Genomic DNA, 22,016 nt, shown 5'->3' on the forward strand with positions numbered 1-22,016 from the left:
GCTGTTACACCGATTCGCTCAGCTTTTTTTCTCTAAACTATGATACTCCATAGAAAGGAGGTGATCCATCCGCACGTTCCCGTACGGATACCTTGTTACGACTTCACCCTAATCGCTAATCCTACCTTGGTACGCTCCCTCCTTACGGTTAGGATACGTGCTTCTGGCATTACCAACTCTCATGGTGTGACGGGCGGTGTGTACAAGACCCGAGAACGTATTCACCGCGACATTGCTGATTCGCGATTACTAGTGATTCCGGCTTCATGAAGTCGAGTTGCAGACTTCAATCCGAACTGAGACTGGCTTTTTGAGATTAGCTCCCCCTCGCGGGATTGCGACTCTTTGTACCAGCCATTGTAGCACGTGTGTAGCCCAGGACATAAGGGGCATGATGATTTGACGTCATCCCCACCTTCCTCTAGCTTACACTAGCAGTCTCATTAGAGTCCTCAACTGAATGTTAGTAACTAATGATAGGGGTTGCGCTCGTTGCGGGACTTAACCCAACACCTCACGGCACGAGCTGACGACAACCATGCACCACCTGTCTCAATGTTGGCCTCCACTACATCTCTGTAGCTTTGCACTGGATGTCAAGCCCTGGTAAGGTTCTTCGCGTTGCTTCGAATTAAACCACATGCTCCACCACTTGTGCGGGTCCCCGTCAATTCCTTTGAGTTTCACTCTTGCGAGCATACTACTCAGGCGGAGTACTTAATGCGTTAGCTGCAGCACCGACAATTGCCGACACTTAGTACTCAACGTTTACGGCGTGGACTACTAGGGTATCTAATCCTATTTGCTCCCCACGCTTTCGTGCCTCAGCGTCAATTACAGGCCAGTAGACCGCCTACGCCACTGGTGTTCCTCCATATATCTACGCATTTCACCGCTACACATGGAATTCCATCTACCTCTCCTGTATTCTAGTTAATCAGTTTTCAAGGCGAACCGGAGTTGAGCTCCGGGCTTTAACCTCAAACTTAATCAACCGCCTACGCACCCTATACGCCCAATAAATCCGGATAACGCTTGCCACCTATGTATTACCGCGGCTGCTGGCACATAGTTAGCCGTGGCTTTCTGGTAAGGTACCGTCAAACTAAAAGCATTTCCTCTTCTAGCTGTTCTTCCCTTACAACAGAGCTTTACAATCCGAAGACTGTCATCACTCACGCGGCATTGCTTCATCAGGCTTTCGCCCATTGTGAAAAATTCCCTACTGCTGCCTCCCGTAGGAGTCTGGGCCGTATCTCAGTCCCAATGTGGCCGATCAACCTCTCAGTTCGGCTACGTATCATTGCCTAGGTAAGCCATTACCTTACCTACTAGCTAATACGCCGCATCCTCATCTTCTAGCGACCCAAACGGGTCTTTTAACACCTTTTGATGCCAAATGGTGTCGTATGCGGTATTAGCAGTCGTTTCCAACTGTTATCCCCCACTAAAAGGTAGATTAGATACGTGTTACTCACCCGTTCGCCACTGGGTGCAAGCACCCCGTTCGACTTGCATGTATTAGGCATGCCGCCAGCGTTCATCCTGAGCCAGGATCAAACTCTCATTAAAAATTAATGCGAATATTTTGATTCATGACTATATCTGTTTGTATTCTCAAAAAATTGAACTTGTATTATATTGTACAAATTAAATTGGTTGTTGTTGTTCTATCTAGTTTTCAAAGATCGTTTTATGGCTTGATAAACAAGCACGTTATTAAATATACCGTAAATGAAATTGTTTGTCAATCATTTTTACATTATTTTATTTCTTTTTTTTAAGATAATGATTTTCGATTGAAAAGGCAGTTACTTAACGGCTTTCTAATAATAGCACATATAAAAATAAAAAAACCCTTTTTATTGAATTTTTACGATAATAAAGAAAGCAAATTTTATGAACTGAAATTGTTTTTCATTTGTAAAAATTCAATCTCGGTAGAATTATTCACATTATAAAGGGAATTTGTTAGCAGTTTAGCATTTATAAACTATTTCTTTAATAGAAAGATATACATTTGCGTTCTAAATCTATTATTCTTTATCATTAAAATGTGTACCACAACTTTTTTATGTTAATTCTTCTGGGCGTACCTATATTCAATGTTTTCTAGCATAATTTATTACGAGAAAATTATATTCAGCTAACAAAATCAGATTTCTTATTATTAATTAGTATACTTTCCACTTCATATATTAATCAAAAAAGTTGACATCATAAACAAAAGAAACATAAAATCTATAAAGTTCTGGATGTATAAGCATTATAAATAAAGAAATAATATTTTACTTACAAATACTACTAATATAGCTCATATAATTAAAAACAATTGCAACTAAGAATAAAATAACAAAAACTCGATGCACCTTAGTTAAGGTTATATTGAAATAAGTAAAAATCCAACAAAATGAATAATATATGAACATAAAAAAACGTTTATATTAGATTTCAATTTTTTTAAAAGCATCAAAATAAGTTTTGACTCTAAAAACTAAGCGAACACTGCGATGTATGCTTAAATTTTCAAACATAGGTTTAGTTTTACTTTAAATCGTTGCCAGTGATTTTTCAAGAATCGAGAAAAACATTTTTTATCACATTCAATGAATATGAACTAATTTATATGTATCTAGAAATCTTATACTAACTCTTTTAGCAGTTATTTATTTGGCAGAATTAAAATCATTAGAAAAATTTAGTGTCAACATTCTTTCACATTTATTAAAGCGAAGTTTTATTAAATTATCAAACAAATAGGAGTGTTGTATTTTGATTTATAATTACCGTTATTATGTTAAAAAATACTTGCTTTACTATGCTTTCATTGTAAGCGTAGGTAAATTAATGATGTACTTAGTAAAACAAATTCTTATATGTTTATAAATAGGCGCATGGAAATTAATCAACGGCTTTAAATATATTTAAAACATAGAACATTGAAAGAATAAAATTCAACTTCACACATTTATCAAATACCGAGTTTGAATTATACATAAAAAAGGCAAACTTAGTTGCCTTTTAAAATTGAAGTGATTTTCAAAAATTTATTACTCGTCCCAATCAATTGTTGGGTAAATTTGATCATTATTTTTAATTTGTTGATTCTCACTTAAGGGATCAATTACCTTTTTAGGTGCTAACTCAGGGGTAATGGTTGTTTCTATTTGAACTTCTTCAATTTTACTTGAGTCATCTGGGTTTGAAGGTGATTCTATTTGAGGTGTTGAATTGGTGTTCAATCTTTTTTGCTTTTTCATAGCCTCCCAAATTCTATCGCTATCACCTAGAAATACTTTTCCTTGGTAATTACTATCGTACTTTGCTTCTCTTCTTTCTCTTGAAGGTTGAGATAATTCACTAAATGGCTTGTTTCCAATTGGTTTCTTATATTCAACTTTTCTATCTAGTGACCTTCTTGGGATAATTGTTTGACGATAAGGATCAACTGGTGGTTCGGGTAATCTTGGAGATTCTTCAGTTTCCTCGCTAACTAATTGATTTTCTTCAACCAAAACTTTGTCTTCTGATACTCTCTCATTCAAGTTAATCGGATCATCATTATCAATTTCTTCATTAACATTTTGCCCATCGTATTGTAATTTGTCTTCTCTTTTGACTTCAGTGTCTTTTGTCTCACTATCAGTGTTAAATAATCGTTCGTCAAAAATTCCACCGGCAAGGTCTTCTCTCAACTTTTGTAGTTTATCAGCTATATTGTAAGTTTCATCATTTGGAGTTGATGTAAAACTATTATCAACAAGATTAGCATTTTTTACTAAGTTTTTATCATTCTCAGATATATCTTCAGTTTCTTGTGTGTCCAAAAAACTCTTACTAATTTTTTCGTGGTTAACTGTATTCTCAAACGCTACATTCTTAATTCTAAAAGTAATTACAATAGAGATAACTGAATAGATGCCTGTAATACCCAAAAGTACAATTCCAACTATGGAAATTATTCTTGTTGGATTTGCAACAATTATAAATGCTGGGTTATTGTAATTCAATGATCATCCATCATCCAAAAGTGGATTGACATTAAAAAAATAGACAAACAAAGCTACAAAAGCAAAAACACTAGTTAGTGAGCTTATAATTGATAAAGCTTTGTTTTTAAAAAGGATGTATCTTAAAATACCAATCAATGTCATTCCAACCATTGACGCAATAACCATGTAAGAAAATACTTTTAAATCTGTAGCAGAAATTTGATTACCAACACCTTTATGCAAAGAAACTATTATTGTAAATTTGAAAGAATTATCATGCAACTTAAACATAATAATTGAAAGAATCATTAAAAAAGAACAAGCTAAAATTCCTATTATCCCAAAAAACCTAATTTTTTTCATATAATACCCCTATCAATTTGCCCTAAAATATAATATTATTTTAGCACAACAAAAATAAAATACTACCTAAATTTAAATCACTTCTAAGTATATACGAGTATGTCTTAAATGTTTCATTAATATTCTGTATTATTTTTAGTCTAGTAATTTATTACAATACCTTTATATCTAGTCATACTTAACAACGATTCTCTAATTCCTTGTACTCCTTCACCAGAGTTTTTAATCCCTAAGAAAGGAAAACAATCGGGACCACGTTGAGATTTACCATTCAAATTAACAGTACCTGTTTTTATTCGTTTGGCAACATTTAAAGATTGTGAAAGATCTTGACAAAAAATACTTGCCTGCAGTCCAAATTCTGATTTATTTGTTAAACTTATCATTTCATCTAAATCGTCAACTCTTATAATTGGTAAAACAGGACCGAAAGGTTCTTCTCAAGCAAGGCGCATATCAGGAGTTACAAAATCTACTAAAGTTGGTCACAAAAGATTATTTTCACTTTTATCACCAGTTATAATTTTGGCCCCGTTGGCTTTCGCATCGTTTATTAAACCTAAAATAAAGTTTGCTGATTTCATATCAATAACAGGTGTTATATCTGCATTATCCGATGGTTTACCAACCGATAATCTATCAACTCTTTCTTTCAACATCGGAATTAGTTTATCTGCTATTTTATTGTTAACTAAAACTCTTTTGATTGCTGTACATCTCTGTCCTGAATATCCAAAAGCTCCAGAAATAATTTCATCCGCATATTTTGTAAGGTTTAAATCGTCCAAAACCAATGCGGGGTCCTTACCACCTAATTCTAAGACTAAATCGGTTGTGCTACCCATTTTTCGTATTTGGTTACCGATGTTCACACTGCCTGTAAATGAAATCATATCGATTTCTGGATTGGATGTAATATCATCACCAATATCACGCCCTCTACCAGTTACTACATTAAAAATACCCTTCGGCAGGTTGGCTTTGATTGCTAACTCAGACATAAATGCACCAACCAAACTACCTGCTGTCGCAGGTTTAAAGACCACACTGTTACCCATAACTAATGCTGGAATTATTTTTGCTAGAGCAAGATTGAAAGGATAATTAAAGGGAGAAATTGCTAAAATAACACCTTTAGCCACTCTTGAAAAAATACCTATTTTGTTTTTGGCACCCATTCCTTCTCCTGTCATCGCTAATGGATCCATTCTTTTTGCTTCTTCAAATGTGTAGTCTATAATTTCTAAAGTTCTTTCAACTTCTGTTAACGAATCTTTGAAACCTTTTGCAATTTCTTCACTTATTACTTGGGCAATTTCCATTTTGTTAACCTCAAGTTCATCTCTAAATTTTTTTAAAATACTTATTCTTGTTAATAAAGGCGTATTTTCCCATTCAGCTTGACTATTTCTTGCTGCATTAAACGCACATTTAATATCATCGGGCGTTAAAGCAGTAACTTTACCAGCTACTTCTAATGAAGTTGGATTGATTATTTCAAGTCATTGTCCATTATCTATTAGTTTGTTATCTATTAATGCTTTAAATATTCTCATATTATCTCCTTTTTAGTGTTACAAAATTAATTATTTGAATATATATTATTCATAATTATTGAACCTGCTACTGAAACATTCAAACTATCTACATTTTTGTTAGTTTTTAATACTATGTTGTAATCACAAATATTCTTTATTGATTCAGAAACACCTTGCCCCTCATTACCTAAAACTAAAGCTATTTTCTTATCTTTTAATGTTGTTATATCTATATTATTATCTAAATTCAAAGAAGTTCCTAATATAATAAAATTATTTTCTTTCAATTTTTTCAATTCTTCTTCAAGAATGCCAATTTTGAAATTTAGTTGGAAATGATTGCCTTGTGTTGCTCGTAAAACTTTTTGGTTATAAATTCAAACTGTTTTTTCTGAACATAAAATATTTTCGAAACCAAATGCATAAGCGCTTCTAATTAAAGTTCCTAGATTTCCTGGGTCCTGTATATCATCTAAAACAAGAACATTACTATCATTGAAGTCTTTTGGTTTAAAATTACAAACAGCAAAAATTTCTTGCGTATTTGTTAAATCACTTAACTTATTTGCAACATTGTCGGTTATTTCTATGAATTTTTCTTCGTCTATTAAACCTGAGTATTTTTTTGTGCCTAAAATAAGTTCAACAACATCATTTTTCATAGCCTCTTGCACTAAATTGAAACCTTCTACTATATATTTTTTTTCTTGTTTTTGTATTCGGATTTTTTTTAGTTCTAAAATTTCTAATATTTTAGTGTTCTTAACAGATGTAATTTTTTCCAACTTATTCATTAAATGCAAATCCTATTTCATAAAGCTTATTCTCGGGATTTGCATAATCCTTTCCTTTATAATCTTTTTTCTTAACTGGGTAACCAAAAATATATTTAGCTTTTCTTGGGGGGTCTAATAATTTAGCTTGAATGGCAACCATTGGACTAACAAATTCCCCTTTTGCTTTTTTCAACTTTGTTTCATTCATCAAATCTTCATAATCTTTTATCTTTTCTTGTTTGACGTGAATTCTGATTTTATTAGCGTCTCATCATTTGATTATTTTTTGATACTCCTTAAATGTAAACTGTGTAGGTTTATCACCCGCTAAAAAACGATTATTTTGTTCATTCCAAGATATAACGAAATCTCTTCAAACAATATTGCCGGTTCTGCCTGACGTTGTTAAAGTGTGAGCTCTTGAAATAACTTCGTCCAAAGTATTTTCACCATAACCTACAAACGCGTTACCACTTCACAACGAAAGATAAGCTTCTTTTTTTGGATTTCAGATTTCATCGAAGACAATTGCAGTTACCCATCACCTTCTATCGAAACTATTTTTATAAAATTCGAAGCCGTATTTATTATTTTTAATAACTACTTCAGTCTTATTTATTTTAATAACTTTATGTTTAAAAGTATTTACAATGACATCTATATCTTTTTTTTGTAAGTTCTCTCTGGCTTCTTTTTTAGAATCTTTAACTATTTTTTGTGAGTTTCTATAGTCAGGAACCTTTGCTTCATATGCAACTTTATAACTACCATATTTGATTAAACGATCATTACTATTTGGATCTGGCATAACTAATTTAGACTGTTCTGGATTATTATCGGATTCTTCATGAGAAAGTTCTGCTTGCTTTTTAATATTGGCAATCAGTTCCTTAGCTTTTGAATTATCCAACTTGTTTGACACAACTTCATCTGAGTTATGCTCATTTTTTGACTCTTTATTGATATTATTGCTAACTACAATGTCCTTTTCTAATTTGGGCATTTTGTGGTCATTTAAATTGGAAGGCTGATAATCGTATAATTTATTTTTTTTAAAATCGTTCACCGAAACTTCTCCTTTTAGTAATTACTATTTTGTCTTTCAAAGTTTATTTCATTTTTTTTATTATAAGAACCAATAATATCATTGATAGTAAAATCAAGGATATAACATATATTTAAAAAAGATTTTAATAAATTTTCGTAATTCTCTATTGATTGAGTTTCAACTAGATTGGATGTCATAGAAAATACATTTAAATAATTTTCAATGATGTCTTTTGTCTTAATTTCATTAGTATTTATGTATTTAGAAAAGTCGTATTCCATATCATTTCCCAAAGAAATTAAAAAATGAATGCCGTCAATATACTCTTCAAGTAAAATCGATTTTTCGCTTGGCTTCTTATTTGACCAAAATTTAAAGGACCTTTGTTCATTAATGAACTCAGCTACCTCCACATAAAAAGCGATTAATTTTTTTTTGGTAATTTCTGGAGAGTTTACAATACTTTTTGCTTCCATTATATAATTATCCAAATATTTTTGTTTTTCCGATAGATAAATTAATTCTTTATTAGTTAACATAATACACCTCTTGAATAATTTTAAATTAAAAAAAATAAAAGTTACGAATAACATAAATATTATCGTAACTTTTATTTTAATAACCGGGTTTTTTCAATAATTTAAACATATTTTCTTTATAAACTTCTACTCCTGGTTGATTGAATGGGTTGACACCCAACAAATAACCACTCATAGCACAAGCTTTCATAAATCAATAAGCTGCATAACCAAACATTTCGGCGTCCATTTTTTCAAACTTCAACAAAATATTTGGAACTAGACCTTTTTGAGAATGTGCATCAACTACACCGACTAGGGCGGTTGAATTTATTTCATGAAAAGTCTTGTTAGTAAGATAGTTTAATCCATCAAGATCATCTTTATTTTTAGGAACTTTTAAATCATGTGTGGGTTTTTTAACATCTATGATAGTTTCAAACAACACATTTTTTGTTCCCTCTTGTATAAATTGACCCAATGAATGTAAATCTGTTGAAAATATACAGCTTGTAGGAAGTAAACCTTTATCATCTTTACCTTCGGATTCACCAAATAATTGCTTTCATCATTCTGTAAAAATTTGCATCTGAATTTCATAACTAACTAAAGTTTCAGCAGCGTAACCTTTTTGAGTATTCAATAAATAACGCGACACAGCATATAAATATGCATCGTTATTAATGTCCTTTAACTCTTTAACGGCTTTGCTTGCCCCTTTGAAAATAGCATCAGTATCAATACCAGCCACCAATAGTGGAAAAATTCCAACAGGTGTGAAAACACTAAATCTTCCACCAATATCATCGGGAATTATAAAAGTTTGATAACCTTCTGCTGTAGCTAACTCTTTTAAAGCACCTTTGGCTTTATCTGTAATCGCTACAATTCTTTCTTTTGCAACATCTTTGCCTTTTGACTCAACAAGATATTGTTCGAACACCCTAAATGCCATACCAGGTTCAGTTGTTGTACCTGATTTGGAGATGTTAACAATACCAAACTCCAGATTATCTAGATAATCTAGAACTTGTTGTGTATAAGTTGAACTTATTGTATTACCAACATATATTAATTCAACTTTATCCTTGTGATAAAGACCACGTATCATTTCATCAGCTGCTCTTGCACCCAAATAACTTCCACCAATACCGATAACAATTAAAACATCAATTTGATTTCGTAACTTTTCAGCCACTTCTTTCATCTTTTTGTATTCTGTTTTATCATAATTATCAGGTCAATCTAATCAACCTAGAAAATCACTTCCTAAACCAGAACGGTTTTCAATCATCTCATGTATTTGCTTAATTCTTGAAATGTCAAAGTTTTTTACTTCTTTTTCAATTTTTGAATTTGAAAAATCTATTTTAATCATAAAAAATACCTCTTTTTTTATGGCTTATTCTACACTATTTTTTAAGTTATCAAATCCGCTGCCAGTTTCTTTTAATTTAGAGTCATCACTCTTAACTAAATCTGGTCTGATGCGTTTGTAACTTAATTTTACTTGGTTTTTATCTTGAATAATATCAATAACTTCAACTTCAACTTCGCTACCAACAGTTAAAAACTCGTTGATATCGCTAACGTAAAAGTCAGAAATTTCTGATATATGGATTAAACCTTTAATAATGTTTTCACCATCAATAATTTCGCAAAATGCACCGTAATTAACGATACTTGTAACTTTTGCTGTAACTTTTTGACCTATATTTATCATTTTTTATTGCTCTCCTTCATAAATGATTATAAACTTATCTTAGAAATAAAGTATATATTTTGTATTTTTTTTCAAAATAAGGAGAAAAAAATGGAAAAAAATATCTTAGAAAAAAAAGTCATTGAAATTTTGGACCAATTAAAAGTTTATATATCACAAGATGGTGGTGATATGGAATTTGTTGCTATTAAAAACAAATTAGTTTATATTAGATTAAAAGGCAACTGTGTTGGCTGTGGTCTCACAGAGCTCACCTTCAAAGAAGGTGTCGAAGGTGTATTATTAGAAGAATTTCCCTATGACATCGAAGGTGTTGAATTAGTAATGTAATTCAAAAATTAAAAAATATAAAGGAGTAAAAAAATATGAGTTTACAAGAGGTAACTGGATTAATATCAGCTATTTTTACTGCAGTTTCTGCTATGTCACTATTTACAGCATCATTATTGCTACCTTTACTTTACAAAAAGTTTGCTAGCAGACAATCCAAACTAGAAGAAGGTGAACGTGCTTTAATCGACGCATTTGATAAATATTTCTCAAGTGAGTATCCAAAAAATGACTTCGAGTGGTATTTTGCTCAAATACAAGCTGTAATCAAAAGATTTGATGTTCGTAATTTCCGTTGTATAAATTGTAAAAAACGTTCCTCACCAGAAAAATACATGGAATACTTTAAAAGCGTGGATAAAATCATACCAGAAATAAACAACTTTTCATTTAGAACAGAAAATACTAAATATCAAAACACTATGTCTGTTCTAACATGCTACAAATGTAACGGTGAAAATCAATATAAAATAGATCAAAAATAAAAAATAGAGAAACTAGCTTTTCTCTATTTTTTTTCGTTTTTTATAAATAAGATTATTGATAGAAATTATCAATCAATGGTGCAAAATCAATCATATGAAAAACACAAGTACTAGTAAAATAATATAACCAAACAATGAGTTACCAATTAATAATTTATCAAAGTTAAGAAAATCATATGGTCAAGAGTTTTCTGAAGCTTTATCATTTTGGTATATTTTTCCCCTTACAAGTATATAAAACAAGTAAAAGATAGGATATATCATTGTTTTATAAAAAGTTTTTTCTTTAAAGATTTTTTTAAAGTCAATATATTTATTTCCTGCTGTAAATGGATATAAAACCAATAAAAAAGTAGGTAAGAAGAAGTGTGTAATTGAAGTACAAATGACCTGATTCTTACTGTAATTTTCTAAAAAACCTTTTTCATTTGCAAAACTATAGATGATACCAACCCAAAAGATTATAAATACCAATAAATTATAATTGATTACCGAGATTTGAAAATCACTTTCTATTATTTTTTGATTTCTATAGCTTTTTATTACAAATAATAATAGTCAAACAATCGTGATGATTGTTACTTGTACTGAAAAAAAACTCATAAGTGCATCGTAATTAAGTAAACTAGCATAGATACTAGTTTCACTTACGTATCAATATTCTTTTAAAACACAATAATAAAAACCATAAATTAATGAAGAAATTAATGAGATCAGTATAAAAACGTACGACCATCATCTTCAATCTTTAATTATTGAATTTAAATTAAACTTTATGTTCATATTTAATCCTGATCCTTTTTATTCTTTTATTATATAACAAAACTTCATAAGGATACAAAAAAACCTCATTCATGAAATGAGGTCAATAATTTCCCAAGGACTTTAGAAAATTATGAAAAATATAAGTAAGACGGAAAAAGTTTTGATAATTTATATATCTTAACCCACCCAAACCACCCTAAAAACTATCCTCTAGTTTTTTTAATCCATCTATAGTGTTTTTTACAATAATAGAAATTTAATAGGCTTTTTTTGGGTTTAGAAATGCACCCAGAATAATTGCAACTTGTGACATTTGACATAATGACACCTCTCTCTATTTATAAGTAATCAATAAAATGAGTTGTTAAATTAATACTGGGTAATATATTTTAGTGCGAAAACGTTGTACAAAAGATATAACTTATTAAAAAACAGAGTATTATGATATTTCTTAGAAAATAGTGCTTCAAATAAATAATTATGACGTATAAGAATCATTATTAACAATTCATTATTTGGTAGTTTCTATAAAATCTACCCTTCCACTATATATCCTCATTACACGTTTCTGTAAGATTGAAACTAAGAATATCTTTTACATGTTATTTAGAAATTCAAATTATGTTTTAAATCTATATCCGATGTTTTTCCTTTCTTATTTTAAAAAATATTTTTCAAAATCATAAATATTATAGGAAATAAATATTAAAAAGCAATAGATAGCTCAATATTAAAAAAATAAAAGTCTTCTCATATATAGTCGTCAACTATAACTGACATCAAAAATACTTCTTTCATAAGAACTTGACATAAATTTTTTTGCTTCCTGAATTTGAACTAAATTATCATAAACTTTTACATAGTTAAAGGTGATCTCAAACCTTGGATATCCGCCCCTTTACTGTTTAGCGACTATAGCTCTATTTAAAGACTCAGTAAATAATTTTCTGTGCCATTATTATATGATGGAATGCCTCTCCTAGAGAATTATGTAGTTATCGTGTTTTTTAATTTGTAAGAATTTCCAAGTATTATTTATATATTAAGGCACTTGATTTGAATGAGGTAGTTTTAAAATTTTTTTATTAAGCAAACATTAGAACTTGTATCAACTATTTATCAATTTAAATTAGAGATACTTCAACCCAAAATTACATAGATGATAAAAAAATCTAATCAACAAATATATTTTAATTTATGGTTTTTATGAGGGCATCTGAAAAAATTATAACTATTTTGCTTAGCATTAAGTTTTGGATTAAAGATTCTTGATCCTTAATAATGCTAGTTAAAATTTTTCTTAGATTTTCTTATTAATTCATTTAAAACATCTATTTTTATATATAAGAATTAGATTAATTCAAGTCTTTGTTGAATTATTTATATTAAAATAACAAATTTGTTAGCAGCATTTTAAATAGAAAAGTAATCTTATTTAAGAACTCAAAATTGACTAAATATTTAATTTACAGTTTTTCCACTTTAAGACATTAATATGACCATACCTAATGAGATTTTTTATGCTTAATAAACTAATTTCAAAGACACTTTGCTTTCATATTAAGAAAGTGTGATGTTTTTACTTATTTATCTTGAATAAAGTCTTGTTTTAGATTTCTTATTATTGCTTTTAAATTGTAATACTCTACTCACTCAAAAAACACTTTGGAATTTTCTTATTAGATCTTATTTTCATCATTTAATATGCTGGTACTCATGTCAAATTTTATGGTATCCTTTGAAATTCTTTCTTTTTTAAATAAATGATTCTATTAGTTTACTCACTTTCTATTGAATCATTAATCATTAAAAAGAATCACCTTAAAATAAAATACTAAAGCACTTTATTTTTTGCGTTTTTCTATAAGTTCGAAGGTTTTTTCTATTTACATCATGAATTAAAACAAATAACTCTATATTACTTTTTGTAATAAATTAGTAGCTATGCAAAGTTTCTTACTTATCGTAACAATAGAATTTGTATTGATCTACAATACAAAAATTAAAAATAAATTTAAACTTTTTTTTAATACAGTTTACATCTTGTAGTTCCATCGTTATTTATTTTTTGTTATTAAAAGTAATCTAAATTATTTACTGTCATATCAAATTTTTTATTATTGTTTTTAAAAACTTCATAAATTATGGTAACTACGATATATTTAAACTTTTTCATACATCTACTTTAAATCAAAAAAAAAAAAAAAAGAACTTTCGCTCTTCTTAAAAATTTTATTCTTATTTTGGATTTTTTTTAATCGCCATTATTTAGAAATTTATGAATATCTATCTTTTTCTACATTTGGCAAGTTGTCGATTATGTATTTTTATTGTTCTTGGTTATTTATACATTTAATTTTCTAATTTTTTAAACCTCAACTTTAGTATTTCAATTTCCTTTTCCAATATTTCTGCTCTAACTACTAGGTCTTCAACGTTTGATCTTAAATTTTCTTTTTTAATTACTGTTTTTTTAGGAAACGCAAGGCTGATAATATTAAAGTCTGTGCATTCTTCAAAAAAAGGAAAAATGTCTAAATCTGAAATTACTCCCACATTATCATTTGTTTCCATATCTTTTAATTTGTGATTATATTTTTTGTCCAAATCAAGCTTTACCAAATATTTTTCATCATCTTCAGGAATTTTTTTACAACTTTGACGATTAATGTAAAAATATCCTTCGTTATCAGGAGATTTAAAACCTATAAAAAACCTAGTTTCCTTAACTTTGATACTAATTGGAATATAAATATATTTGATTTTCATTTTTTTACCTCAATAATATTTTAAACAAAAAGAAAAGAAATAATTTTTCTTTCGCCAGTTTTTCGACAATATTCTAAACCCTATTTTTAAAGTACGTTTATTATTTATTTAAATTTATTTAATCAACATTTTTTATCTTACAAATAAGTGGTAAATAAACTAAAAACAAGTTTTAGATTTTTAATTGTTGCTTAAAATCCTTACGCTAACACTATCAAAGATTTGATTCGGATAGTAATAGCGTTCACAAAACTCTCAATGCTTGTTTTTAAAAGTTCGAGAAGGGTTTTTACAACTGGTAATTGTAAAAACCTGAGATTCTAAAAAACGGGCTTCTCGATTGTTTCTTTGCTTTTAAGCTACAAATACCAAAAAAAGATCCTCTGGTTCTTCAAAACCAGCTTTTGGATCAATTAAAAAACTTTCGAAGAATCATTAGCATCATTCGTTTTCAAATACAAGAGAATAAATCCTTTGCTTTGTGTTTTTTAATTTTTTCCAACTCATTTTGCTTGTGTGCAATATCATTCATTTCGCTAATTAGATGATTTGTCAACGCATTTGTTTCCATCATTTTACTTGCTTTTTAGCTATACTAGTTTTTTCTACCTTATCTCTTAAAAATATATAATCGACATTATTTTTCAAATGCTTTTCGTATCGAGACTTAACATGACTACTTATCTTTGAATTACACAAAATATAAAATGATTGTATATTTCTTTTCTCTATTCATTTGTTTTAACTTATTTTCCATCAAAACTCATATTTCTCTCGATACAATCTTTTATTACAAACTGATGGCCTTTTTTTAATTTTCATTATCTTTTTCTAAGTAATCTATTCCTAACACCCCAACCTTTTTATTTATTAGAATAGGAATTTCATACCTACCGTTTCCCTTTAAACAATTGATAAGAACATATGCAACCCCTTTTAAGGTTTCTTTTTTTATTGTATTTTTCCCCATGAATGAAGATAACATTTTTTTCTTTCTACATTGTAAATTGAATTAAATAATTGTAATTGTCTTTCAGGAGAAAATTGATTCCTTCTATTTGATTTTTTAGTAGTTTATTCAAGCTATTATTTCCGCTCTTTTTTTTAAAACTATATTTATTAAAAAATTTGAGGGCTATTTTTTTAAATTCTTTAATGAAATATCAAATACGTTATATTTATCAAATCTAATAAGAGATTTTTTTTACATTTAAAAAAAACTATATTTATCTTTTACTGTTCAAGAACCATCAACTACTCTGCCGGTATCATATTTATTAATTTTAACAATAGCAAAAGTTCTTAGTTTTTGAGTGCCGGCTCTAAATTTTTTAGTATCCTCTCTATAATAATCTACTGGGAATTCTAAATAACCTCACCAAATTTGTCCTACTTCATATTTCATAATATATGTCTTATAAACAAAAAAAGAAGATTATTCTTCTTTTTTCCGTAGCTTAGCGCCACTTTCGGTCGTATGCCATATCCTATAAGATAGACAACCCAGTTATCATGTAACTGATTACTTTTATTATATATCGTTCAAATATTATGTCAACACTTTTTTTACTTTTTATTAAATACTATAGTTTTTTTAATATAACAGGGGATAGGCCCACTATTAACTAGACTTGTTGGATAACAAAACCCCTATTTTCAAACCCTTAAGTTCTTATTTATTCACGTTTTTTTACTTTTATTCACACTAACTTGTTTTTTTTCTTTCTAAATTGTTTGCAAATTTCTCAACACTAACAGGGGTTTTCAAAAACTCATCGTGTAAATTATAATCACTATCAAAAAATAACTTATTATCAGACTCATATTTAGTCTCAATAATTGTTCTGTACAAAACATTATTAATAACTTTAACATATTCTCCATCATATTTCGTTGCTAAACTGATCATTTTTATTTATCTTATAAAGTTCTTCATTTACTCCCTCATAACTTCAGTCATCTTGCCCGTTTCACAAATTATAACTATATTTAAAATCGATATAAATATTGCTATAATACTTTCAAAAATCATCTCACCCATTACTATAATCATTGACTTTTATTCTCTTCACTTCGTATGTATACGTTTGTCAAACGTTTTCATCTACCTTTCCCCTATTTTCTCCATATCCACTAGGAAAATATTCTTCATCTAATCCTCTGTCATTAGTGCTGTCAATATATAATCATTTTCAATAATTATAATAATTTCCCTTTAAACTTACTTGCGGATAAGTTCCATTATTCATTTCATTAATTTTTTCTTTTCCTTGAACTAAATTTCCTTCCTCATTTTTCTTATATATTTCATTTAAATCAATTTTATCCTTTCTTTCACTTTGATTTTGTAAAAATCCTCCCATTCCAAATATACTAATTACTACCATTACTATCGTTATTATTCTTTTCATTTCTTTACCCTCATACCAAAATTATATAAAAAAAAGAAAAAATAACTATTTTTTCTTTTTAAAATCTTTTTATTTTGAATATTTAGCAATTGCAGCATCAATATAACCAACAACCTCGTCCCAAATGTCTTCAAATTCTTGTTTTAGTTCATCACCTTTCATTTTATTAAGTTCTTTTAACAATTTCTCTTTAGTTTCCGTTGCTGGAAATTCTGAGTCGTACGGTAACTTACTTTTATCAATTTTACATATTTCATAGTTCATAACCGTAATATCAACAACAAGTTTTATCCACTCAATTTTTTCGTCTTTTGTAAATTTTTCTTTATTAGCTTTTTCTCGTAGTTCGTTGTATCTATCTAATTTTTTTTGATATTCTTTAACTTTTTCATCAATATTATTCGCATTTACCTCTGTATCGCTCCCAGGACCATTACTACTCTTGTTCCCACAAGCAACAACACTTGCTCCTGTTGAAGCTATCATTCCCATTGCTCCCAATATTCCTAACAATTTTTTCATACTCTTGTTTCTCCTTTTAAACCTTTAATTTTATTTTTTAATTGTTTAACCAATTTATTTAATCATACCACTTTCTCTAAAAATCAAATCCCCTTTTTAATCACTTCTTTTTTGGTATCAATTCCTCAAATAAATCAGATAACTAAATCAAGAAACACTATACTTTCGCCCCCAAGCCCGCGAACCCCCACTCACTCATCGTAAATTGTAATTATTTTTAAGTGTGTTGTCATTCAGCTACAAAGGAGGTGAAAACAATAATAAAAAAAATAATCGTTACAGCCATAACAATTATTAAATTAATTATAACTTGGTTATATCAGAAAACAAACAAATTATCTCTTCACTCACCCGAAATAGGAATTTAAAAATATCTATCTTTTTCTACTTTTGGCTAGTTTGTCAATTATGAATTATTATTGTTATTGGATATTTTCTTTATCTAATTTTTTAATTATTTTACACTTAACTTTAATATTTCTTTTTTTTACAAAATCTCCATTCTAACTAATAGGTCTTCAAGATTTGATCTTATATTTTTTTAATTATTGTTTTTTTAGTAAACACAAGGCTGATAATATCAAAATTTGTGACTTCTCCCAAAAAAAAAGAAAAAATGTCTAAACCCAAAATTACTCCACATTATTATCCGTTTCGATGTCTTTTAATTTATGATTATATTTTTTATCCAAATCAAGCTTTAATAAATTATTTATTTCATCTTCAGGAATTTTTTTACCTTAATAGTATTTAAACGAAAAAAACATTAATTTTTAAAAATATCTTCAAACTCATTTTTACAACTCATTTTTTTATTTTTTTAAATTTATACAAAAAAATAACTAATAAAAAACTTATAGGTAACAAGTGGCAAAAAACTAAAAACATGATTTAGATTTTTACTTGTTGCCGACAATTCATACGCAAACATTCTCAAAGATTTGGTTTGAAGAGTGGGAGTAAGTGCAAAAACTCTCGAGAAGCGGATGATTACAAACAAGTCTAGCGATCAAGGGATTATGTTTAACCCTAACCTTATCTTTTTTTTCATGACTCTATTTAGATTCACTTTTCTTATGAAAATCTTTATCTTTTTATTTTATATTTTGTTCCAACTCATTTTGCTTGTGTAAAATCTATAAAACTTCGCTAATTGAGTGATTTGCCAACACGCTTATTTTTTCCATTTTACATGTTTTCTGACTATATTAGCCTTTTTCTACCTTATCTCTTAAAAGATATAATCAGTATCATTTTTCAAATGCTTTTCGTACCGAGACTTAACATGACTACTTAACTCTGAGTTACACAGAACATAAAAATGCTTGTATATTTCTTTTCTCTCTTCATTTGTTTTAACTTCTTTCCCATCAAAACTCATATTTCTTTTGTTGCAATCTTCGATTACGAATTGTCGACCTTGTTTTAATTTTTCACTATCTTTTTCTAAACAATCTATTCCTAATACCCCAATTTTTTTATTCATTAAAATAGGAATTTCGTACCTACCATTTTCCTTTAAACAACCTTTACCAACATATGCAACCCCTCTTAAGGTTTCTTTTTTTATTGTGTTTTTTCACTCATCTATAAGTTTTTTTCTTTCTTCTGTATATGTTGGGTTAAATAATTGTTTTTGTCTTTCAGGAGAAAACTGATTCCTCCTGTTTAGTTTTCTTGAGTGCTTATTCAACCTATCAAATTCTCCGTTTAGGAGTTTCTTTTCATAAGCACCTCTATATTGATCGCTTGAGTATCTGAGCAAAGCGTTTTTTCTAAAATTTTTAAAAGCTTTGTTGAAATCTGAGTTTTGCAAATCCATTTTCTTAAAGATCAAGTTGCTAACCGGTAAATCGTACGTATCATTTATATTAAAATGATACTTATCTTTTTTGTGATTAATATTCAAACATCATTTTGGGTTTGCTTTTGATGATGAGTATGCGACCCTCGCCGTCCCATCCCTATTAAATTTTAAAATCAAGAAGGGCCTCGCCTTTTGAAAACCTGCTGTTTTACTTTTATAATCCTCTCTGTAAAAATTTCCCGGAAATTCAGAATAACCTCATCAAATTTGTCCTATATAATATTTCATAATATTATTATAACAAAAAAAGAGCTAATGCTCTTTTTGTGTTTGGACTCCACGCCCTTTTTCGTCGTATGCCATATCCTATAAGATAGACAACCCAGTTATCATGTAACTGATTACTTTTATTATATATCGTTCAAATATTATGTCAACACTTTTTTTACTTTTTATTAAATACTATAGTTTTTTTAATATAACAGGGGATAGGCCCACTATTAACTAGACTTGTTGGATAACAAAACCCCTATTTTCAAACCCTTAAGTTCTTATTTATTCACGTTTTTTTACTTTTATTCACACTAACTTGTTTTTTTTCTTTCTAAATTGTTTGCAAATTTCTCAACACTAACAGGGGTTTTCAAAAACTCATCGTGTAAATTATAATCACTATCAAAAAATAACTTATTATCAGACTCATAAGTCTCAATAATTGTTCTGTACAAAACATTATTAATAACTTTAACATATTCTCCATCATATTTCGTTGCTAAACTGATCATTTTTATTTATCTTATAAAGTTCTTCATTTACTCCCTCATAACTTCAATCATCTTGCCCATTCCACAAATTATAACTATATTTAAAATCAATATAAATATTACTATAATACTTTCAAAAATCATCTCACCCATTACTATAATCATTGACCTTTATTCTCTTCACTTCGTATGTATGTGTCTGTCAAATTTCTTTTTCTACTTTCCCCCTGCTTTCTCCATATCCACTTGGAAAATATTCTTCATCTAATCCTCTGTCATTAGTGCTGTCAATATATAATCATTTTCAATAATTATAATTATTTCCCTTTAAACTTACTTGCGGATAAGTCCCATTATTCATTTCATTAATTTTTTCTTTTCCTTGAACTAAATTTCCTTCCTCATTTTTCTTATATATTTCATTTAAATCAATTTTTGCCTTTCTTTCACTATGATTTTGTAAAAATCCTCCCATTCCAAATATACTAATTACTACCATTACTATCGTTATTATTATTTTCATTTCATTACCCTCATACAAAATTATATAAAAAAAAGAAAAAATAACTATTTTTTCTTTTTAAAATCTTTTTATTTTGAATATTTCGCAATTGCACCATCAATATAACTTATAACTTCGTCCAAAATTTCTTTAAAATATTCTTTGAGTTCTTCGTCATCTTTCTGCTCTTTAAGTTCTTTTAACAACTTCTCTTTAGTTTCAATTGCTGGATAACTCGCATCGTGAGGTAACTTACTTTTGTCAACTTGACATATTTCATAGTCCATAACCATAGCATCTACTATTATTTTTGCAAACTCAATTTTTTCGTCTTTTGATAAAGCGGCCCCATTTCCTTTTTTTCTCTCTCACAACTCGTTATATCTATCTAATTTTTTTTGATATTCTTTAACTTTTTCATCAATATTATTCGCATTTACCTCTGTATCGCTCTCAGGACCATTACTACTCTTGTTCCCACAAGCAACAACACTCGCTCCTGTTGAAGCTATCATTCCCATTGCTCCCAATATTCCTAATAATTTTTTCATACTCTTGTTTCTCCTTTTAGACCTTTAATTTTATTTTTTAATTGTTTAACCAATTTATTTAATTATACCACTTTCTCTAAAAATCAAATCCCCTTTTTAATCACTTCTTTTTTGGTATCAATTCCTCAAATAAATCAGATAACTAAATCAAGAAACACTATACTTTCGCCCCCAAGCCCGCGAACCCCCACTCACTCATCGTAAATTGTAATTATTTTTAAGTGTGTTGTCATTCAGCTACAAAGGAGGTGAAAACAATAATAAAAAAAATAATCGTTACAGCCATAAAAATTATTAAATTGATTATAACTTGGTTATATCAGAAAACAAACAAATTATCTCTTCACTCACCCGAAATAGGAATTTAAAAATATCTATCTTTTTCTACTTTTGGCTAGTTTGTCAATTATGAATTGATATTGTTATTGGATATTTTCTTTATCTGATTTTTTAATTATTTTACCCTTAACTTTAATATTTCTTTTTTTTACAAAATCTCCATTCTAACTAATAGGTCTTCAAGATTTTATCTTATATTTTTTTAATTATTGTTTTTTTAGTAAACACAAGGCTGATAATATCAAAATTTGTGACTTCTCCCAAAAAAAAAGAAAAAATGTCTAAACCCAAAATTACTCCACATTATTATCCGTTTCGATGTCTTTTAATTTATGATTATATTTTTTATCCAAATCAAGCTTTAATAAATTATTTATTTCATCTTCAGGAATTTTTTTACCTTAATAGTATTTAAACGAAAAAAGCATCAATTTTTAAAAATATCTTCAAACTCATTTTTACAACTCATTTTTTTATTTTTTTAAATTTATACAAAAAAATAACTAATAAAAAACTTATAGGTAACACGTGGCAAAAAACTAAAAACATCATTTAGATTTTTACTTGTTGCCTACAATTCATACACAAAAACTCTCAAAGTTTTGGTTTGAATATTGGGAGTAGGTGCAAAAACTCTCGAGAAGAGGGTGATTACAAACAATTCTAGCGATCAAGGGACTATGTTTAACCCTAACCTTATCTTTTTTTCATGACTCTATTTAGATTCACTTTTCTTATAAAGATCTTTATCTTTTTATTTTATATTTTGTTCCAACTCATTTTGCTTGTGTAGAATCTATAAAACTTCGCTAA

Annotated in this window: 22 protein-coding genes and 1 rRNA gene; 2 read left to right on the forward strand and 21 right to left on the reverse strand. The window is 28.6% G+C overall.

Annotated features, from left to right (window positions below; translation table 4 throughout):
• Positions 1 to 53: 53 nt before the first annotated feature.
• The 8 genes from AAHM92_RS03985 to AAHM92_RS04020 all read right to left on the reverse strand — a co-directional run bounded on the left by AAHM92_RS03985 (position 54) and on the right by AAHM92_RS04020 (position 9,958).
• Positions 54 to 1,572 (reverse strand): 16S ribosomal RNA (locus AAHM92_RS03985).
• A 1,478-nt stretch (positions 1,573 to 3,050) separates the two neighbouring features.
• Positions 3,051 to 4,355, reverse strand: a complete 1,305-nt coding sequence (locus AAHM92_RS03990; RefSeq protein WP_500222145.1) for a tripartite tricarboxylate transporter TctB family protein — start codon at positions 4,353 to 4,355, stop codon at positions 3,051 to 3,053.
• Between the two features lie 140 nt (positions 4,356 to 4,495).
• Entirely contained in the window at positions 4,496 to 5,911 is a 1,416-nt protein-coding gene (locus AAHM92_RS03995) for an NADP-dependent glyceraldehyde-3-phosphate dehydrogenase (protein WP_500222147.1), read from the reverse strand.
• A 26-nt stretch (positions 5,912 to 5,937) separates the two neighbouring features.
• The gene (locus AAHM92_RS04000) at positions 5,938 to 6,687 is read right to left on the reverse strand and encodes a TrmH family RNA methyltransferase (RefSeq protein ID WP_500222148.1); all 750 of its coding nucleotides are present in this window, start codon (positions 6,685 to 6,687) and stop codon (positions 5,938 to 5,940) included.
• Positions 6,680 to 7,735 carry a hypothetical protein gene (locus tag AAHM92_RS04005; RefSeq protein WP_500222149.1) on the reverse strand — a complete coding sequence of 352 codons (1,056 nt, stop codon included), beginning with the start codon at positions 7,733 to 7,735 and terminating at the stop codon, positions 6,680 to 6,682. The genes AAHM92_RS04000 and AAHM92_RS04005 overlap by 8 nt, the downstream gene beginning before the upstream one ends.
• 14 nt (positions 7,736 to 7,749) lie before the next feature.
• Positions 7,750 to 8,256 (reverse strand): dUTP diphosphatase, encoded by a 507-nt coding sequence (locus AAHM92_RS04010; protein WP_500222151.1) that lies wholly within the window; start codon positions 8,254 to 8,256, stop codon positions 7,750 to 7,752.
• Positions 8,257 to 8,332: 76 nt separating this feature from the next.
• Positions 8,333 to 9,613 (reverse strand): glucose-6-phosphate isomerase, encoded by a 1,281-nt coding sequence (locus tag AAHM92_RS04015; RefSeq protein WP_500222152.1) that lies wholly within the window; start codon positions 9,611 to 9,613, stop codon positions 8,333 to 8,335.
• Positions 9,614 to 9,637: 24 nt separating this feature from the next.
• Positions 9,638 to 9,958: a S1 RNA-binding domain-containing protein gene (locus AAHM92_RS04020; protein ID WP_023789871.1), complete on the reverse strand. Its 321-nt coding sequence runs from the start codon at positions 9,956 to 9,958 to the stop codon at positions 9,638 to 9,640.
• Between the two features lie 90 nt (positions 9,959 to 10,048).
• Here AAHM92_RS04020 and AAHM92_RS04025 point away from each other — a divergent pair, with 90 nt between their 5' ends.
• Together AAHM92_RS04025 and AAHM92_RS04030 are read left to right on the forward strand one after the other, a co-directional pair.
• Positions 10,049 to 10,288 carry a NifU family protein gene (locus AAHM92_RS04025; RefSeq protein WP_023789873.1) on the forward strand — a complete coding sequence of 80 codons (240 nt, stop codon included), beginning with the start codon at positions 10,049 to 10,051 and terminating at the stop codon, positions 10,286 to 10,288.
• Between the two features lie 35 nt (positions 10,289 to 10,323).
• On the forward strand, positions 10,324 to 10,773 hold the full coding sequence (locus AAHM92_RS04030; RefSeq protein WP_500222155.1) for a hypothetical protein: 450 nt from the start codon (positions 10,324 to 10,326) through the stop codon (positions 10,771 to 10,773).
• Positions 10,774 to 10,785: 12 nt separating this feature from the next.
• Here the strand turns inward: AAHM92_RS04030 and AAHM92_RS04035 are convergent, their stop codons facing one another.
• From AAHM92_RS04035 to AAHM92_RS04095, 13 genes are all read right to left on the reverse strand, one after another.
• Complete coding sequence (locus tag AAHM92_RS04035) at positions 10,786 to 11,556, reverse strand: Pr6Pr family membrane protein (RefSeq protein ID WP_500222157.1); 771 nt, start codon at positions 11,554 to 11,556, stop codon at positions 10,786 to 10,788.
• A gap of 2,334 nt (positions 11,557 to 13,890) precedes the next feature.
• Positions 13,891 to 14,307, reverse strand: coding sequence for a hypothetical protein (locus AAHM92_RS04040; protein WP_500222158.1), 417 nt, complete (start codon positions 14,305 to 14,307; stop codon positions 13,891 to 13,893).
• A gap of 811 nt (positions 14,308 to 15,118) precedes the next feature.
• The gene (locus AAHM92_RS04045) at positions 15,119 to 15,292 is read right to left on the reverse strand and encodes a hypothetical protein (protein WP_500222160.1); all 174 of its coding nucleotides are present in this window, start codon (positions 15,290 to 15,292) and stop codon (positions 15,119 to 15,121) included.
• 225 nt (positions 15,293 to 15,517) lie between these two features.
• Positions 15,518 to 15,712: a hypothetical protein gene (locus AAHM92_RS04050; RefSeq protein ID WP_500222161.1), complete on the reverse strand. Its 195-nt coding sequence runs from the start codon at positions 15,710 to 15,712 to the stop codon at positions 15,518 to 15,520.
• 300 nt (positions 15,713 to 16,012) lie between these two features.
• Positions 16,013 to 16,216 (reverse strand): hypothetical protein, encoded by a 204-nt coding sequence (locus tag AAHM92_RS04055; RefSeq protein WP_500222163.1) that lies wholly within the window; start codon positions 16,214 to 16,216, stop codon positions 16,013 to 16,015.
• On the reverse strand, positions 16,176 to 16,718 hold the full coding sequence (locus tag AAHM92_RS04060) for a hypothetical protein (protein WP_500222165.1): 543 nt from the start codon (positions 16,716 to 16,718) through the stop codon (positions 16,176 to 16,178). Before AAHM92_RS04060 ends, AAHM92_RS04055 begins: the two co-directional genes overlap by 41 nt.
• Before the next feature lie 69 nt (positions 16,719 to 16,787).
• Positions 16,788 to 17,240 (reverse strand): lipoprotein, encoded by a 453-nt coding sequence (locus AAHM92_RS04065; RefSeq protein ID WP_500222167.1) that lies wholly within the window; start codon positions 17,238 to 17,240, stop codon positions 16,788 to 16,790.
• Positions 17,225 to 17,473: a hypothetical protein gene (locus tag AAHM92_RS04070; protein ID WP_500222168.1), complete on the reverse strand. Its 249-nt coding sequence runs from the start codon at positions 17,471 to 17,473 to the stop codon at positions 17,225 to 17,227. The genes AAHM92_RS04065 and AAHM92_RS04070 overlap by 16 nt, the downstream gene beginning before the upstream one ends.
• A 998-nt stretch (positions 17,474 to 18,471) precedes the next feature.
• A complete protein-coding gene (locus AAHM92_RS04075; RefSeq protein WP_500222170.1) occupies positions 18,472 to 19,335 on the reverse strand; it encodes a hypothetical protein in 864 nt (287 codons plus the stop codon).
• A 296-nt stretch (positions 19,336 to 19,631) separates the two neighbouring features.
• Positions 19,632 to 19,832, reverse strand: a complete 201-nt coding sequence (locus tag AAHM92_RS04080; protein WP_500222172.1) for a hypothetical protein — start codon at positions 19,830 to 19,832, stop codon at positions 19,632 to 19,634.
• Entirely contained in the window at positions 19,792 to 20,334 is a 543-nt protein-coding gene (locus tag AAHM92_RS04085) for a hypothetical protein (RefSeq protein WP_500222173.1), read from the reverse strand. Before AAHM92_RS04085 ends, AAHM92_RS04080 begins: the two co-directional genes overlap by 41 nt.
• 68 nt (positions 20,335 to 20,402) lie before the next feature.
• Positions 20,403 to 20,864 (reverse strand): lipoprotein, encoded by a 462-nt coding sequence (locus AAHM92_RS04090; protein ID WP_500222174.1) that lies wholly within the window; start codon positions 20,862 to 20,864, stop codon positions 20,403 to 20,405.
• 62 nt (positions 20,865 to 20,926) lie between these two features.
• Positions 20,927 to 21,097 (reverse strand): hypothetical protein, encoded by a 171-nt coding sequence (locus AAHM92_RS04095; protein ID WP_500222176.1) that lies wholly within the window; start codon positions 21,095 to 21,097, stop codon positions 20,927 to 20,929.
• Positions 21,098 to 22,016 lie beyond the last annotated feature (919 nt).

Origin of the sequence: Spiroplasma endosymbiont of Melanargia galathea, from assembly GCF_964031075.1 — a bacterium.
Taxonomy (GTDB): domain Bacteria; phylum Bacillota_I; class Bacilli_A; order Mycoplasmatales; family Mycoplasmataceae; genus Spiroplasma_A; species Spiroplasma_A apis.